Annotated in this window: 13 protein-coding genes; all 13 read right to left on the bottom strand. The window is 35.7% G+C overall.

The window, feature by feature from the left end; all coding sequences use genetic code 11:
* Positions 1-68: 68 nt before the first annotated feature.
* The 13 genes from HMPREF0631_RS01190 to HMPREF0631_RS01130 all read right to left on the bottom strand — a co-directional run bounded on the left by HMPREF0631_RS01190 (position 69) and on the right by HMPREF0631_RS01130 (position 16,650).
* Positions 69-1,406, bottom strand: a complete 1,338-nt coding sequence (locus HMPREF0631_RS01190) for an alanine/glycine:cation symporter family protein (protein ID WP_002842840.1) — start codon at positions 1,404-1,406, stop codon at positions 69-71.
* Positions 1,407-1,508: 102 nt separating this feature from the next.
* Positions 1,509-3,635: a family 10 glycosylhydrolase gene (locus HMPREF0631_RS01185; protein ID WP_002842835.1), complete on the bottom strand. Its 2,127-nt coding sequence runs from the start codon at positions 3,633-3,635 to the stop codon at positions 1,509-1,511.
* Positions 3,636-3,980: 345 nt separating this feature from the next.
* Positions 3,981-5,453: a C40 family peptidase gene (locus HMPREF0631_RS01180; protein WP_002842841.1), complete on the bottom strand. Its 1,473-nt coding sequence runs from the start codon at positions 5,451-5,453 to the stop codon at positions 3,981-3,983.
* Positions 5,454-5,562: 109 nt separating this feature from the next.
* Entirely contained in the window at positions 5,563-7,122 is a 1,560-nt protein-coding gene (gene murJ, locus HMPREF0631_RS01175; protein ID WP_002842832.1) for a murein biosynthesis integral membrane protein MurJ, read from the bottom strand.
* Positions 7,123-7,137: 15 nt separating this feature from the next.
* Positions 7,138-8,628, bottom strand: coding sequence for a polysaccharide biosynthesis protein (locus HMPREF0631_RS01170; RefSeq protein WP_408634952.1), 1,491 nt, complete (start codon positions 8,626-8,628; stop codon positions 7,138-7,140).
* Between the two features lie 22 nt (positions 8,629-8,650).
* Entirely contained in the window at positions 8,651-9,946 is a 1,296-nt protein-coding gene (locus tag HMPREF0631_RS01165; RefSeq protein WP_002842842.1) for a UDP-glucose dehydrogenase family protein, read from the bottom strand.
* Positions 9,947-9,973: 27 nt separating this feature from the next.
* Entirely contained in the window at positions 9,974-10,747 is a 774-nt protein-coding gene (locus HMPREF0631_RS01160; RefSeq protein ID WP_002842843.1) for a glycosyltransferase family 2 protein, read from the bottom strand.
* A 58-nt stretch (positions 10,748-10,805) separates the two neighbouring features.
* A complete protein-coding gene (locus tag HMPREF0631_RS01155) occupies positions 10,806-11,900 on the bottom strand; it encodes a hypothetical protein (protein WP_002842833.1) in 1,095 nt (364 codons plus the stop codon).
* A 52-nt stretch (positions 11,901-11,952) separates the two neighbouring features.
* Entirely contained in the window at positions 11,953-13,140 is a 1,188-nt protein-coding gene (locus HMPREF0631_RS01150; protein WP_002842837.1) for a CDP-glycerol glycerophosphotransferase family protein, read from the bottom strand.
* A 20-nt stretch (positions 13,141-13,160) separates the two neighbouring features.
* Positions 13,161-13,973, bottom strand: a complete 813-nt coding sequence (locus HMPREF0631_RS01145; protein ID WP_002842845.1) for a glycosyltransferase family A protein — start codon at positions 13,971-13,973, stop codon at positions 13,161-13,163.
* A gap of 99 nt (positions 13,974-14,072) precedes the next feature.
* Positions 14,073-14,843 (bottom strand): glycosyltransferase family 2 protein, encoded by a 771-nt coding sequence (locus tag HMPREF0631_RS01140; RefSeq protein ID WP_002842838.1) that lies wholly within the window; start codon positions 14,841-14,843, stop codon positions 14,073-14,075.
* 13 nt (positions 14,844-14,856) lie between these two features.
* Positions 14,857-15,519: a sugar transferase gene (locus HMPREF0631_RS01135; protein ID WP_002842839.1), complete on the bottom strand. Its 663-nt coding sequence runs from the start codon at positions 15,517-15,519 to the stop codon at positions 14,857-14,859.
* Between the two features lie 15 nt (positions 15,520-15,534).
* Positions 15,535-16,650 carry a cell wall-binding repeat-containing protein gene (locus HMPREF0631_RS01130; RefSeq protein WP_002842834.1) on the bottom strand — a complete coding sequence of 372 codons (1,116 nt, stop codon included), beginning with the start codon at positions 16,648-16,650 and terminating at the stop codon, positions 15,535-15,537.
* Positions 16,651-16,835 lie beyond the last annotated feature (185 nt).

The following is a 16,835-nucleotide window of genomic DNA, read 5'->3' as shown; positions in this document are numbered from 1 at the left end:
TTGGGCAGACCAAAGGGTCTGCCCAATTTTAAGGTATATAAAATTAGTAGAAAACTGCTAACTAAGCGCTATATCAGATTGTTCTTCTCTGCCTTATCTAGAGTTGATTTTACCATTTTGGCAAGACCTATAAGACCTATTACGTTAGGTATAACCATTATACCATTGAACATATCTGCAAGCTCCCATACAAGCTCAACCTTCTGAGTTGTACCTATCACTATAAATATTAAAACTATAATTCTAAATGGAGTCAATCCCTTGCTACCAAACAAGAACTTGATATTGGCTTCGGCAAAGAAATACCATCCTACAATAGTTGAAAAAGCAAAGAATAGTAATGACACTGCAACGAATATCAGTCCAAAGTGACCAAAACCTATTTCGAAGGCCTTTTGAGTAACTGCTATGCCAGTTTCTCCTGATAGGTTTGCGCCTGTAGCTATTATTACAAGGGCAGTGATGTTTAGGACTATAAATGTATCTATAAAGACACCTACTATAGCTGCAAGACCCTGATGTACCGGATTATCTACCTTAGCAACTGCATGGGCATGAGGAGTAGATCCCATACCTGCCTCATTAGAAAATAGACCTCTTGCAACACCATATCTGATAGCATCCTTTACCATGACACCTGCTGCACCGCCTAGGACTGCACTAGGATTGAAGGCTCCAACAAATATCATCCTAATAGCATCTAGTGTATTTGAACCCATTAATACCAATATTATCACACCACCTATAACATAGAAACCTGCCATAATAGGAACTAGTTTTTCTGTTAGTGATGCTATTCTTGATATACCTCCTATAAATACAAAACCTGAAACTATTGCAAGTAATATACCGACTATTAGAGGGTTGATATTAAAGGCTGATGAAAAGGCAGAACCTATTGAATTTGCCTGAACCATATTACCTATAAAGCCAAGAGCTAGAATGATTGTAACCGCAAAAAACTTGGCTAAAAAGTCACTCTTTAATCCATACTTTAGATAATAGGCTGGACCACCTGTGACCTCTCCGTCCTTTTCCTTCTTAAACAATTGGGCTAATACTGCTTCTGAGAATATTGTAGCCATACCAAAGAAAGCACTCAACCACATCCAGAATATAGCTCCTGGACCTCCTGATACTATAGCTGTAGCTGCACCTGCTAGGTTACCTGTACCAACCTGGGCAGCTATAGCAGTTGCAAGAGACTGGAATGAGGACATACCTTCTGCCCCCGCCTTTTCACCCTTAAGTGTAAAGCCACCAAATACCTGCTTGAAAGCCTTGCCAAACTTTCTAATCTGGATCCCTCTTAAATAAAATGTAAAGATAATACCACAACCTACTAGCACTACAACTAGCACGATTCCCCATAAAATACCATTTATGGCTTTTACAATTTCTAACAATAAAAACACCCCCTAATAAATTTATATTAATCAGTATCCCTTATAGGATAACCAACTAAATTCTAATTTACGGGGGTGTAATAGTAAAACTGTTATTTAGGTCTACTTCATCAGACCCCCAAGTAAATTGTATATCTTATTATAAGCATAGTTATTTATCTTACCCCCAACCCTATATACTAGGCTGGCACTTCTAGGATACAATACGTCGTTTTGATACTGGCTCACACTGTTACCAACCAAAATCACTGGAGAATCTGTCCTCTGGGCCAGAGCACTCACTGTTATTGCATCTATAGGCGCATCACTTCTTGTTGTGAAAGCCTTTAAAGAATACTTATTTTCGTAAAATTTATCAATCACTTTTGTGTTAGTCTCTATTCTATTACTTCCTGCTATTCTGTTTTTATCAAGGACTCTATTTAGACTTCCTTCTACCTGTGATATCACATTATCAGATAGTACTTTAGAACCACCTATAAAGTATATATCCTCAGGATTTTTTTCTTTAAGCCAATCTAGACTTTCCTTACCTATTCCATCTTCTGATGCTATAAGTATAGGGTTATTTTCCCTACCCGCCTTTGGTGCTATTGATAGGGCATCTACCATGGCTTTCTGACTTGCTATATATACCCTTGACACGCCTTCAGGTCTTATTGTCTTGGCTATTTCTAGAGATAGGTCTTTGATATCATCTTTGAATATCTTATCTATTCTTACATTTGCTAGGTTAGCTTCTAGTTTATCTATCTCTTCTTGACTAAATGACTGGTTTGAACCTACAAGTATTATATTATCTACATTTAATCTCTTTAATTCATTTATAGTATTGACACTCAAGTGCTTATACTTCAGTAGGATAGGTGCCTTATTGTAGGCTGCCAGCGGACTAGATACAACTCCTGTCAACTCTTCTTGGCCATTTACTAATAAGGCTGTCTTTGAGCCATTTGCCCAACCCCTTTGACTTATATTTATAGCCGTATCTGCCCTAGTCCTACCCATCATTGTATTTTGGTATGGTAGACGGTTATTAGGGTCTCTTGGCTTTTGTCTATTATTATAAAATGACCTTATGTCATTAGAAACCTGCTTACTATTCACTATATCCCTTGCTGAGAAGAAGATGCTTCCAGCTACATTTGGATACTTAGAGTTGATTTGTAGCTGTCTTCCTATTTCTCTAGCTACATTTTCTCCACCATATACATTTTGGCCACTCTTATATATACCTTGACCTATGTATAATTTTACATTTGTACCAGATACTTGGTCTGACCACCATCTGACCAAAGTCTCATAGTCTGCCTTTGGATGTCCAATCCTCCAATATACCTGTGGAGCAACGTAGTCTACAAGCTTGTTCTTAATCCAGTACCTAGTATCTGAATGTTGCTTGTAATAAGATTCTCCACCACTTGTGTTTGAACCATTTGAATCAGAAGACTTGTTCTTCCAGATACCTGCTGGACTTATACCAAAATCAACTTCAGGTTTGATAGATTTTATCCTATCTCTAACTGTTTTTACCATATTGTTTACGTTATTACGTCTCCAGTTCCCCTTGTTCATACCTCTTCCATATCTTCTGTATGAAACATCATCTGGAAACTCTGGACCTGGATAGAAATAATCATCAAAATGTATACCATCTACATCATAATTTCTAACTACTTCTCCTACAGTATCTGCTATATATCTAGTAACATCCGGCAAAGCTGGATCATAATACCATTTACCACCATAGTGGATAGTCCAGTCTGGATGTTTGTTAATTGCGTTAGTCCTTGCTGTTGAAGACTTGTCATCATATATAGATGCCCTGTATGGGTTAAACCAGGCATGGACTTTTAGCCCCCTCTTATGCGATTCTTGAATTATAAATTCTAGTGGGTCATAGCCAGGGTTCTGTCCCTGTCTCCCTGTCAGAAATCTAGACCAAGGATTTATACTAGATTTATATATGGCATCTGATTCAGGTCTGACCTGTACAATTATAGTATTGATGCCTGTAGACTTTAGATTGTCTATAAGTCTAATATACTCATCCTTTTGTCTAGTTATATTTCCATATGAAGACTTAGATGGCCAGTCTATGTTAAATACAGTAGACACCCATGCTGCCCTCATCTCTTCCTGAGCACTAGACTTTGCTCCTACTAGTGGTCCAAAGGCTATAAGTACAGCCAAGAATGGACCCAAAAATCTTGAAACATTTTTTCTCATATCTTCCTCCTTTTTTTTAGAAAGGAGCTTAAATACTTTATGTATTTCAATTGTGTTTTTATAGTTTATTATCTGTATCTCGTTTCTTATTCATAATAATATCAGCAATTATTTATAAAATCAATACAATTAAAACAATTAATCAAAAACTTATTATATGAATATCCTATATTCTAAATAGTTTTTTTCTATAAGTATTTTTAACTCCTTTTATAAAAAAGAGGCGGAAGGGAAACTATCATACCAAAGATAGCTTATATCTCTGATAGAAATCTTGACCCTTAGTCCGCCTCAAAATTACTCATCTGATTTGTAGTATAAATCCTTATACCAACTTGTCTTTTATTAATTTATTATTCTTCTTGCAGTAGTGTAAGCACCCAACCTAGCTATCTGAACTGTAGTTCCTGGGTATGGAGCATGAATGTACTTTCCATCTCCTATATACATAGCAACGTGGTGTACTGGTCTACCCCAGAATATAAGGTCTCCAGGTCTCAAGTTCTGCCTACTCACATATGTACCGACTGTAGCCTGGTGCTTAGATACTCTAGGAAGTGTTATTCCTGCACCATTTCTAAATGCATATAACATTAGTCCTGAACAGTCAAAAGTATTAGGTCCAGTTGCTCCCCAAACGTAACTTGTTCCCAACTTAGACTTGGCAACAGCTATTACCCTATCTAACTTAGCCTGTGATTCAGTTACAACTGCTGAACTTCTAACCCAACCATCAAAGCTTGAATTGCCTGTTCTGACTTTTACATATGAGCCACTTTTTCCTATTATCTCTACACCATTACCTTTTTGTAACTTACCAACTATATCAGAACTTTCATCTGCCTTGCCTCTTACACTTACATTGTAATTGACAAGTGATGTGTTTGCATTTTCAACCAAGGCACCGTCTGTACCAAACTTGTAAGTCCTACCGTTTATATACTTAACTGTATTAGTAACCCTTCTACCATCAGCTTCGAAATAATATGTCTTTCCTTGGATTTTTCTCCACATATTTTCAGCTCTGTTTAGGGTATTCAGGAAGAATATAGTCTTGTTACCTTCTTGGTACCAACCCCTAGTTCTGGCATTGTTTACATACTTGTACCACTTACCGGCATCATTCATAATACCATTTCTGACATTTGATGCTTCTTCTTTTAGTATCTTTGCTCCTAAGTCATATAGGGCCTGCTGGTCTGGAGTAACGTCACCAAGTTTTTTACTATTGTCCAAGTTTACCTTGTGACCATTTTTGTCAAACTGGTACTCAACTCCATCGATCTTAACCCTCTGGTCTTTTATCATTACACCGTCTTTATTAAAGTAGTAAAGATATCCATTGATTTTTCTCCACATATTCTGTGGCAATGCATATGTGTTTATAACATAATATTTATTTCCTTTATAGTTTATCCATCCCTTTTTTTGCACATTATTTAGATAAAAATGCCATCCATTACCATCCTTGGCAAAACCAGTAAATGAATTAGATGAAGTCTTTACCGCTTTTTCATCAACAGATATTTCAAGTCCCGCTTGCTCAGACACCTGACTAGTTGATGAAGACACATTTATTACACTTCCTTCATCCTGGCCAGCAGTCTCCTCGCTAACAAGTCCATCTATTTGTTTGTCACTAACATTGGAATCTACAACCTCTTTTTGTGAACCATCAAGGCTGATAGTATCAACTGGTTCTGTCTGTATCACTGAATCGTCAGCCACTATACTAGATGATAGTAGACTAGATGATACAATAACAGCTGCCAAGGCTATAGCAATTACCTTTTTATTAGTTTTTTTAATTAACTGCATTGTTCTCTCCTTTACAATTGTTATCGCCATACAAGTAATATTTTAGCATAATAAAATAACATATGCAAGTTAAAAATTACATTTTGTTACTTTTAGACTTAATTACAGGTTAATTTGTTACTTTTTTGATTTTGTTTTTACCTATATTTTTGACCATATTAAATAAAATCATAAACTCCTCAACCTTCGAAAGATACATAACTACAATGTAAACTACCACTCCAACCATAACACTAGCTGCAAGTCTTACTAGTTTGACCATAAAACCGCCAACTAATATATTTCCGAGTGTGTAGTATATAAAATAGACAACAAGTGACATTATTAGTGATGCTATAAGGCACTTTGCAAATACAATCAGATTGTCCTTTACAGTAAAGTTTTCAACTCTTTTTTTCATTGTCATTATAAATACTACTAGGGCTATATAGGCTGATATAGATGTAGCAAGGGCAAGTCCTGTATAACCAAGAGGCTTGATCAAGACAAGGTCTAGGATTATATTTAATGTTATAGCTATTATACCATTGAACATAGGTGTCTTAGAGTCCCCCATAGAATAGAATCCTCTTGACATAACATCCCTAACAGAGAATGCTATAATACCTGTAACATATATCATAAGTATGGTAGCGGTCATCACTGTATCATTCGCAGTGAATGCCTTTCTCTGTAAAAGTATCTCCACTATTGGCTTGGCCAAAACTATGCAACCAGCAACTACTGGAACAAGAGCTATCAGTACTACATTTATAGTCTGCTTCATACTAGTTATGAAGCTATCCATCTTGTCACTTACAGCAAGCTTTGACAACTTAGGAAATATTACAGCAAGTATCGATGCTATGAAGAGGGCCTGGACAAATTCATATAGCCTAGTTGCATAGGCGAATGAAGATACAACATTGGCACCCAACAAGGAAGCTAGAGCCTTGTCAACTATGGCGCTTATTTGATTGGCTCCAACACCTATTACTACTGGCAGTATAAGCACCATCATATCCTTCATAATAGGATCTTTTAGGTCTACCCTTGTAGAGTACTTATATCCCTCTTTGTAAAGAAATGGCAACTGGATCAAGGCTTTAGATGCAATAGCAAGAAGCGTACCCCATACCAAAACATTTGGACTTGTGTTTATACTTATTATTATTGAACCTATGATTATAAGGCTGTAAGGCATTCCTATTATTCCAGATGCAACAAATCTCTTTTTAACCTGCAGATAGGCTGTATAAACATTAGCAAGACCTACAAAGACCAAACTCGGTAAAAGCATCCTAGTATAATTCACGCATAAGTTATAGGTCTGCCCCTTAAATCCTGGTGCAAATAGCCTAACCAAAGGTCCTGCAAATACTATTCCTATAACTGAAAGCACTATGGATACTATTATAACTATATTAATTACTGTATTTAAAAATCCAATAGCTCTCTCTTCTGAATCCTCTACAGACAACCTACTGTATAAGGGTATCAAACTAGTCGCTAACGAAGACCCTATTATTGCAAATAATACAATTGGTATACTATTTGCAGTAGTGTAGGCAGCAGCATATACTCCTGTTCCATAAGCAGATGCTAAGACCGACTCTCTTAAGAGACCTAGTATCTTTGATAATATCGTAACTACCATCAGGGCGAAGGTAGCCTTAGCTGTTTTTGACATAAATTACTCCTTTATTTATAGACCATTAACATCTTCTGGTCTCACATATGTTTTTACTAACTTTCTCATAAGGGGGTTTATTTCTTCTTCCCTTTCATTGAAGGCCGCTTCCCTCAGTTTTTCTATCAATACAAATATTTCATCCTTATTAAATGTCTGGGGTTTACCTATAAATATCTTCTTATGGTCAGTATCTTTTAGGCCTTCTTCTGCCATCAATAATTCCTCAAACAATTTTTCACCAGGTCTAAGACCTGTATACTCTATATTTATATCTTCATCAGGCTCAAAACCACTAAGCCTTATAATATTTCTTGCCAAATCGTCTATTTTTACTGGCTCACCCATATCAAGGACAAATATCTCTCCACCCTTGGCCATTGCTCCTGCCTGCATGACAAGGGCAACCGCTTCTGGTATTGTCATAAAGTATCTTATGATATCCTTGTGTGTTACCGTTACAGGTCCACCGGATGCTATCTGCTTTTTGAATAGGGGTACTACAGACCCGCTGCTTCCTAGGACATTACCAAATCTCACTGCAACAAACTCTGTTGACGAAAACTCATTGTAGACTTGAATCATCATTTCAGCAGCCCTCTTAGTTGCACCCATTATATTGGTTGGATTGACCGCCTTGTCACTGGATATAAGTACAAACCTTGATACCTTGTACTTGTCAGCTGCCTTTATCAGATTTAGACTACCAAAGATATTGTTCTTAACAGCCTCTGTCTTATTAAATTCCATAAGTGGAACGTGTTTGTGGGCAGCAGCATGGAACAATATTTCTGGCCTGTATTTTTCAAATACATAATCAAGCCTCTTTTCTTCTCTTATATTTGCTATTACAACCTCTATATCCAACTTGTTTTTATACTTTATCTTTAGTTCCTGTTCAACAGAATAGGCATTGTTTTCATAGTTGTCAAGTATTATCAGCTTTTTAGGGTTATAATTGGCAACCTGTCTGCACAACTCCGATCCTATAGTACCACCACCACCTGTAACCATTATTGTCCTATCCTTTAGGTATCCACTTATCTTTTCAATGTCGAGTGTGACTGCTTCTCTTCCAAGTAGGTCATCTATTTCAACATTCCTGATAGTTTTGATATCTACATTACAATCAATAATATCCACCATTGCAGGTATCGTCCTCGTCCTAAGACCTGTAGACCTACAAATATCCAATATCTCTTTTTTTCTAGAGTTCTTTATATTGGCTATTGAAAATATTATCTCATCTACATGAAATTCTCCAGCAATTTGCTTGATTTCATCTACTCCCCCTCTGACAGGTATTCCTAGTAGATCTTTTCCAATTATATCCTTGTTGTCATCTACTAGGACGACAACTCTTCTATTAATTTTTGAACGATTATTATCTATCTCCCTAACGAGTATCTGACCGGCCTCTCCAGCCCCAACAATCATGACATTTATCAATTTACTATTCATTGTAGCCACCTCACAATCTATAAAAATAGACTTTATAAAACACACCTGCTTACAAAGTCTAAATAGTCTACCTGCCTATTGAATAATACTCAATAGGTCTCTTCTTTACTTCTTTTAAATCATAGCAGTTACGTCCATCAAAGACTAGGGGTCTAGACATCAAATCTACATACTTGTCTAAATCATAGTCTACTATTTCTTTCCACTCTGTCATTATAAAGCACATATCAGCACCTTCAATTGCTTTATCTATATTGTTCGTATAGTTTATCTTGTCTGAGAAAATCTTCCTTGCCCTATCTATACCTATTGGATCATAAGCATAGACATTTGCTCCTCTCTCAAGTAGATAATTTATATTCACTATAGATGGTGCCTCTCTCATGTCATCAGTACCAGGCTTAAATGTAAGTCCTAATACGGCAACCTTTAGACCATAGAATGAGTCAATCATCTCAGATGCCTTTCTGACAAGTTTCATCTTTTGAAGCTCATTGACCTCAATTGCAGCCTTTATAGTCTTTAGCTCATATCCGTTTGAATTGGACAACCAATGCAGGGCTTTGGTATCCTTTGGAAAACAAGAGCCACCATATCCAAGTCCTGCCCTTAGAAATTTCTTACCTATCCTATCATCAAAGCTCATACCAAGAGCTACATCCTCGATATTTGCCCCAACTATCTCACACAGATTTGCAATATCATTCATATAGGAAATCTTAAGAGCGAGAAAGTCATTTGAAGCATACTTTATCATCTCAGCGGAATTTCTATCTGTAACTATCTTTTCATTATCAAAATTTTCATATACCTTCTCTAGCGTCTGCCTTGCCCAATCCGAATTTACTCCCATAACTATCCTAGAAGCCTCAAAGGTATCCCTAACAGCGGTTCCCTGGGCCAAAAACTCTGGATTTGATGCTAACTCAATTCTGATTGAATCCTTCTTATTTGCCAAGGCATACTTTTCCATTATATCGTTGGTACCTATAGGCACAGTAGACTTTATTACTATTAACATATCCTTACTAGCACATGATACAACATCCCTTATAGCAGATTTTAGATAGTCGAGATTGGCTGAACCATCGCTTCTCTCAGGTGTACCAACAGCAATAAACACAAGGTCTGCCTTGGAATATGCCTCTTTATAGTCGGACGTAAACTTCAAGCTTCCCTTTTTTAAATTGTCCTTTAACAGGTCTTCTAGCCCATCTTCATATATGGGTGATAGTCCCTTGTTCAAGGTCTGGACTTTTTTTTCGTCCACATCTACACAAGTGATCGTATGGTCGCTCTTTTCAGCCAAGCAAACACCCGTCACTAGACCAACATAGCCTGTACCAGCTACTGCTATATTCATATCTGTCTCCTTTAATTACTCTTCTTATTACAAATTGTCTTTTTCCTTTATAATCCTCTTTTTTAGGGCATTATAAGCATAGAAAACAAAGACATAGGCAGACTTGGCTATACTCAAATGTTCTATATTCCTATAAGTATTCCACGTCCTTTTTATAGCCTTTAATTTATTATTAGATAAAGACCCATTTACTACCCTATATAGTACAAGGTCTTCGTATATACCATATGCATAATCGGTCTTTTTTAGGAGCTGAAGCCAAGTAGCCGTATCCTGACCACGCCTGACATTTATCATTCTAAAGTCTCCTAGGATATTTCTGTCTATCAAAACAGTAGAGCATCCAATGATTGTATTTTTAAGCAGACCATTATAATCTATCTTATGGGGTGCCCTAGCAACCTTTGGAAGTTGCTCACCATTCTCCATAAAGTACCTATATGAAGTAAAACAAAATCCAACTCCATTGTCTCTTAAAAAATCAACCTGTATCTGTAGTTTATCTTTTTTCCATACATCATCACTATCCAAAAAGGCTATATAATTTCCCTTAGCCATATCGATGCCTATATTCCTAGTGATTGCTGCACCTGAGTTTTGCTCCAATTTTATGTATTTAATTCTACTGTCATTCTTAGCTATAGACTTAATCTTTTGGGCTGAAGAATCGCTAGAACAATCATCCACCAATAACATTTCCCAGTTTTCATAAGTTTGTGCCTGAACTGAAAATATTGTCTCTTCTATAAAATCTTCAGCATTATACACAGGCGTTATGATGGACACCAAGCCTTCTATCATAAATATCCTCCTAAACAAGAGCGTACATAGATTATATACCTCTTTACTTACTTAAAAATTAACTAATCTTACCCTTACGCCTATTACCAATATTTTTGATATCTAGGTGGGTAAGTGTCTGGACAACCAATATAAGTCCTATATTAGTCGCAACATCTATCATTATAGATTCGGCAAAACAATATATCAAAAGTGATACTATAAGCAGAATCTGGTCTTTTTTATTTTCTTTACAAAGATAATAGAGAGCCCATGTCATCATAGCTATCAAAGCAAAATAGACAATAATTCCATGACTGTATAGGGTCCAGATGTAACCACTATCAAGCGGCGTTCTCTGGGTAAATAATATATCTCTTATATTTGCTGCGTATCCAAACAAGTTGATACCATGACTTGGGTTGAGTAGGTATAGACTCCAATAAAGTGGTCTATGTGACAATACCTTATTTAAAAAATAACTAGAACTAAGTACCGTACCCATTACCAAGCTTAGAACCGACATAAAAATCGGAAATGAAGCTATAAAAATCCTATGTATCCTTTTTGAAAGGTCTGCCTGTTTCAATATAGCATAGGCTATAATGGTCATGATGGCAGTTAAAAGTCCTGTTCTTGTAGTAGTCTGAGTATACATAAGAAATACCATAGAAAACATAAGTATGTAATCAGACTTTCTATTACTATCAAATATAAGATAATAAAAAGCTGACCAAATCAGGTACATGCATATAAAGGCTGAGTTCGGATTACCAAACCCAAAATCATTTCTAGCCTCTATATACTCAGTTGGATGTATGCCCATAAGATTTGACACCAAGAACAAGGCAAAGTAAATGCAGTTTATAACTACAAACACCTTGGCCAACTTCCTAAAATCAACTGCTGCCAGTCCAAGACATATATAATAAGTATAAAATACCGTAATATTCTTTGACATAAAAAACTGGATACCAGCAAGCCCAAAAAATGCTAAGTGGACCCAATTGTAACTCTTCCTATTATCTATAATCAGAATAGTAGATAGTACTAAAGAAAATAGCATCAAAAATTTTGATACGCTTGCAAACTCAAAATATACTATATAAAATTTTGTCACCATTAGGAACATAAGCATTCCCGCAAGCAAGTTTTTAGACTTTTCTTTTAACATTGACTACCTCTTTCATTTTTCTTTTTACGTTTATTTTTACGTTTTTCACATTTTATTTTTTAAGTTTCAATATTTCCTCATAAATTCTCTGTGAATTCTTGCTATCCCTGTATGTAAAGGTAGCGTCGACCCTATCTTCAAATTCCTTTTTCATTACAAAGTCATTTTCAAAATAGTATTCAAGACAATCCATCAAGTCACCTTCTTCAAATACCAGTTCTCCAAAGGCTTCTGTTGCAAAGTCCATATAACCTTCCCTGTAACAATCTTCCTTTACTTTTTGATAGTATATAACAGGCTTTTTCATGTAAGCCATATCAAAAAGCACAGAAGACAGGTCTGTTATCATCATCTTTGACTCTTTTAGCAGGGTCTGCACATCGTATTTATCCTTGTCAGCAAAAACCACCCTGTCACTTGACATATCAAAGCAGTCTAGGTAGGGCTGCATCTCAAAATGAGGATAAAATATAAGGTCTATATCATTATCATCTAACATCTTGACAAGTCTTTTATTATTGATAAATGAATTCCAAGCCTTGAAGTAATCAGACTTTTTAAAGGCTTCTTTATCTCCTACTCCCTTGTTCATATAGGAAGGAATCACTAGCCCCTTCCTCCATGTAGGCATAAGAAGTATTTGATTTTTTGTTTTGAAGTCCAGGAGGTTATCATACCTAGCTATACCTGTTTTTACAACTACTCCATCATCAAAACCATATACATCCGAGGATAGGTATTCATACTCCCTCTTGGTAGTAGTGATAAATAGGTCAAACTTGTTGGACCCATTTAGGTAGTCACTCAAGTTGGCAAAGATTACTCCATGTTGCATAAATACAAAGAACTTCTCGTCATTTCTATCTATTAGCATCTTGTAGAGCTTGTAGCTCCATGGCTCAAGATATCCTGTATGAGTGGATATTGCGTACTTACACAGGATAAAGGCAATCTTGTGGTCTAGACTATTAAACTCTATTATATTACCATAGGGCTTGACCTTTTCATAGTCTAATTCATAAGAAGGGTCTATTACATACCAAGCATTGACCTCGGGATGGTTGGTCCTAAGATATTTAAAAAATGCGAACCCGTTATCCTTAGCCTCTACCCCTCTCTCAGATATCAGCCACATATCTTTATACTTAGGATCATCTATGTATTTTTTTGATAATTTTTTATACTTATACATATCCAAGGCCTGCTTGGATAGTCTAGTTATTTTCTCTAATTTCGACATAGTTTTTCCTTTCGCATATATTATAATTTGAAAATTAATTGTTCTTTCAGTGCCCTTATAAAAATAGACATAAATCTACCGTCGTTATTGGCCTTTATCTCTTTTCTCTTTTTTAAACCAAAGGCTATAAATATCAAAAATCCCATAAATGGACCAAACAACCTCTTAAACAAGGGACCCTTGCCCAACATAGATTTTTCATCTATATAGTTGACTGCCTTGTATGGATGATATGCTACAATCTCAGGGAATGAGTACATTTTTGTCTTACCTTCATTGTAGGCATCCATAATATATATATTTTCCTCACCTGAATTGTACTTAGTACCTATTCCAAATCTCTCGTCAAACTTGTGGGTATGAGGATCTATAGAATGGGCATTAAACCACATATCAAGGGTTGCCTGTTTTAGGGTCTGTCTCTTAGATATACCCAATATCTCCTTGTCTGGATAATTCAGGGTAGACTTCTTTTTTATAGGATCGTAGTGCTGGAATATAGCCACATCAGGATTGTGTTTGTCAAAATAAGACTTGACCACTTCTAATGCATCATCCCTATACCAACAGTCATCATCAGTAAACGTATAGACGTCTCCTGTTGCAAGATCCATAGTAGCATTCCTTGAATTGGCACAACCTATACCATCTGCATGGACGTGTTTATATTCAAAACTATGTTTCATAAGTAGTTTTTCTATCTCATCAAAATTTGTCTGTGACCCTACAATAAGTTCAAAGTTTTTGTAGGTCTGCCTATCAAAGCTATCAAATAAATAATCTAGGTCCTTTAGCCTAGAGCCATAAGTACCTAGAAGTAAACTAAATTTCATATATCCTCCTTAATCGCTAAGTAAGACCCTAGTCTATATCAACAATATACCTAAGTATGCAAGTTAAATTACAAGTCAGACGCTTTAAGTTTTCTTATTTTATTTTGAAAAAACGTGTTTTTTCAGGTTTACTATTGCGTAATATGTAAAACAATACAAGGCCTTTGGTAGGCTCAGCTTCTCAACATTCCTAAGAATATTCCAAGTCCAAGATGCTGCCTTGATCTTGTTGCCTGATAGTGAATTTGCCCTAGTCCTATAAAGAGCTAAGGTCTCATCAATACCATGTGCAATATGACCTGCCTTTAGTATGTCTAACCATGTTATATAGTCTTCATGACGTATATTAGGCATATGTATCCTATCTACCTTGTCTCTATCTATTACAACAGTTAAACATGCAATAGCATTATGCTTAAGAAGCTTATCATAATTTAGCATATCCTTGGCACCTACTATTGTATTCATTTTTTTACTATTCTCATCCATGAACTGGTATCCAGTAAATGTAAATGCAAGGCCTTTCTCCTGCATGTAGGTTATCTGTTTTTCAATCTTTGACTCAAGCCATATATCGTCACTATCTAAGAAGGCTATATACCTCCCCCTAGCTACCTCAATACCCTTGTTTCTAGCATTGGCTACACCACCGTTTTTTTCTAACAAGAGTGGAACAATATTGTCATGTTTTTGAGCATAGTCAGCTATTAGGTCTCTTGAACCGTCAGTTGACATATCATCTATACAAATAATTTCGATATTTTTGTAGGTCTGCTTAAATATACTCTCTAGTGTTTCACCAAGATAATCTTTGGCATTATATACCGGAACAATAACCGAAACCAAGCCATCTACATACTTATCTCTCATATATTTATCCTTTCTATCTTGCTCCATCTCCAGTGAACAAGACTGCTACTGTCTTTAGTATTATCTTTATATCAAACAGTAAACTTCTATTTCTAATGTACTCCAAGTCATATACTAACTTCTCACCTGGATCCATTTCGTAACCACCATTGACCTGCGCCCAACCTGTCAAACCAGGCTTTACAGCTAGTCTATATACAAAATGGTCATATTTTTCTTCAAATTCCTTTACAAAGAATGATCTCTCTGGCCTAGGTCCAATAATCCCCATATCCCCCTTTAAGATATTCCACAACTGAGGTATTTCATCAATCCTAGTCTTTCTGATGAATTTTCCAACCTTAGTCACTCTTGGATCATCTTTTTCAGCCCACTGAGCACCAAATTTTTCTGCATCAGTCCTCATTGACCTCAACTTATATACATAAAATTCCTTGCCATACCTACCAAGTCTTTCCTGTTTGTAGGTAATAGGACCACCATCTTCTATTTTAATCAGTAGTCCAAATATAATAATAAATGGTATCCCTACTATACAACCTATTAGGGACAAAACTATATCTACAGTCCTCTGACATGCTTCAAATAGCTTTCCTCTCTTGACGATCGAATAATCTATGGTATCGATGTATTCCTTTAGAACCTTATCATCGCCTTTATACTTGTTAAAAGACATCTTGTACCCCCAAATCTATATTGAATTTATATCTTTTTTACCTTTTATTTTAACCTCTCTAGAAGCTATAATTATTGAAATAAGAATCAAAGCAATTGTAGATGGAAGTCTAAATCTCTCTACATTAAAGAATGCTCTTCTTTTTATCTTAAAACCTACCTCATTTATTTCCTTATAGCCCTTATCTTTTATAAGTTTTGACTCCTCAGTGTTAAAGTAGTCTTCATTTATAAATAATAGGGCAGACCTTGTATCAGCAGCTAGAGGTGATATAGCCATGGCATTTATAAGCTGCCCTGCTTCAATATGCCTCTTATGCATTATGACACCAGCCTTAGATAAATATATTTTATCATTTTTTCCATCGACAAAAAATTCATCTATTATCTTTCTATTTACGTCGTACCTATCCTTACCATTGATCTTAACCACTGTTTTAAATAGTTTATCTATGTTTGGATTGATATAGGAGTTATTTCCTATCAAATATACTTTTTTGATATCATATCTTTTAACCAGTGCCTCTAGCTTACTTATATCCTTTTTATTATTATCTATTGTAATAATGGGAATATTTCTTGCCTGAGAAATAGGAGAAAATGATACTGCATTAGGCAAGTCCATCTCATTTCTAGTGACAACAGCTATTTGAGTAAACTTTTTGACCTTGTAAGTCATATCTGCCATCTTTATAGACATATCTACCTTAGGAATCTCTATTATCCTGCTAACCTTATAGCCATTTCTTTTGAAACTTCTCTCTACCTTTTCATCAATAAATCTTGTTCCGCCCACTAACCTAATCTTTTTTATACCCAATTTTTCTATCTCTTTGTATGTATCTGGGCTCAGTTTTTGGTCCATTGTATAGAATACTGGTATATTTAACTGATAGGCATAGTTAGCCACTGAGACAGCATGGTCAATCATATTGGTATTTATAATTATAGCTTCGTCCGCCTTTTTAAATCGTTTATCAATAACCCTATTAACTGTGGAGTACCTAGTTTGTCCTGTATAGTCTACTATATGGTATTTGTTTAAATACATCCTATCTAAGACCTTGCCTCCTCCTATATAAACTACTGACAAGATGACAATAGCTACTATGTATTTTAAATATTTTCTCATAACTACTCCTATTTGCTTATTTTTAATCATTTTCACTCACATTATATTATACCACCATAAGCAGTAACAAGCAATCCTAATGACAATATAGGAAAAATTAAATACTTCTACTTCTAATAATTTATAGGCACTTTTTAAAGGCTTGTATTCTATTATATAAAACAAAAACAGTCCTGATGGACTGT

Source organism: Peptostreptococcus anaerobius 653-L (assembly GCF_000178095.1).
Classification (GTDB): domain Bacteria; phylum Bacillota; class Clostridia; order Peptostreptococcales; family Peptostreptococcaceae; genus Peptostreptococcus; species Peptostreptococcus anaerobius.
The sequence above is the reverse complement of the archived record's forward strand: the minus strand, read 5'-3'. Positions and strand labels throughout refer to the sequence as shown.